Genomic DNA, 1,091 nt, shown 5'->3' with positions numbered 1-1,091 from the left:
ACGGTGCCGCCAGCGGTGACGTTGACGCCGTTGATGACCAGTGAGGCCAGGCTGTCACCACCGGTGGTGATGGGCAGCGTGCCGCTGGTGGTCTGGCTGCCGTCGCCCGCGGCGCTGCCGCCAGGCAGGCCAGCTTCGCTGACCGTGAACTGGCCGCCTTCGGTGTTCGGGGAGTCATCCGGCACACTGATGGTCGGCGTGGAGTCTTCCGCCACGGTGACGCTGAATACCGCGTCGCTGGTGTCACCATCGGCATCGGTGATGGTGTAGTCGATCAGCGCTTCGCCTTCGAAGCCCGGTGCCGGGGTAAAGGTCACCTCACCGGTGTCGCTATTGAAGGACACACTGCCCTGGCTGGGATTGCGCAGGGTCGCCGCAGAGACATTCGCCCCATCCACGCCCTGGGTGTCATTCGCCAGCACGTTATAGGTGATCGGGGTGTCTTCCGCGGTGTTGGCGCTGTCATTTACCGCCACCGGCACGTCGTCCTGCACCTGAATGGTCAGGTCGGTGGAGGCTTCGTCGCCGTCGCTGTCTGTCGCCGTGATGGCGAACTGATCCGCCAGGTCATCGCTGCCGGTGCCCTGGCTGGTGTGATCCTCGGTGCTGCCGTCGAGGGTGTAGCTCCAGCTGTAGTCGCCGGCGTCGGAGACGCTGACGATCAGCGTACCGAAGTCGCCCACTACGGTACCGCCAGCGGTGACGTTGACGCCGTTGATAACCAGCGAGGACAGGCTGTCACCACCGGTGGTGATGGGCAGCGTGCCGCTGGTGGTCTGGCTGCCGTCGCCCGCGGCGCTGCCGCCAGGCAGGCCCGCTTCGCTGACGGTGAACTGTCCACCTTCGGTGTTCGGGGAGTCATCCGGCACGCTGATGGTCGGCGTGGAGTCTTCCGCCACGGTGACGCTGAGCACCGCGTCGCTGGTGTCACCATCGGCATCGGTGATGGTGTAGTCGATCAGAGCTTCGCCTTCGAAGCCCGGCGCCGGGGTAAAGGTCACATCCCCCGCGGCATTGATCGATACGCTGCCCTGACTCGGGTCACGCAACGTCGCAGTGGTGAGTGTTGCACCGTCCGCGCCTTCAACGTC

Annotated in this window: 1 protein-coding gene; it reads right to left on the bottom strand. The window is 65.6% G+C overall.

The window, feature by feature from the left end; all coding sequences use genetic code 11:
* A partial coding sequence (locus tag KUW18_RS19570; protein WP_222562193.1) for an Ig-like domain-containing protein occupies nt 1-1,091 on the bottom strand: 1,091 nt, incomplete at both ends.

Source organism: Halomonas sp. DP5Y7-2, from assembly GCF_019802025.1.
Lineage (GTDB): Bacteria > Pseudomonadota > Gammaproteobacteria > Pseudomonadales > Halomonadaceae > Halomonas > Halomonas litopenaei_A.
The sequence above is the reverse complement of the archived record's forward strand: the minus strand, read 5'-3'. Positions and strand labels throughout refer to the sequence as shown.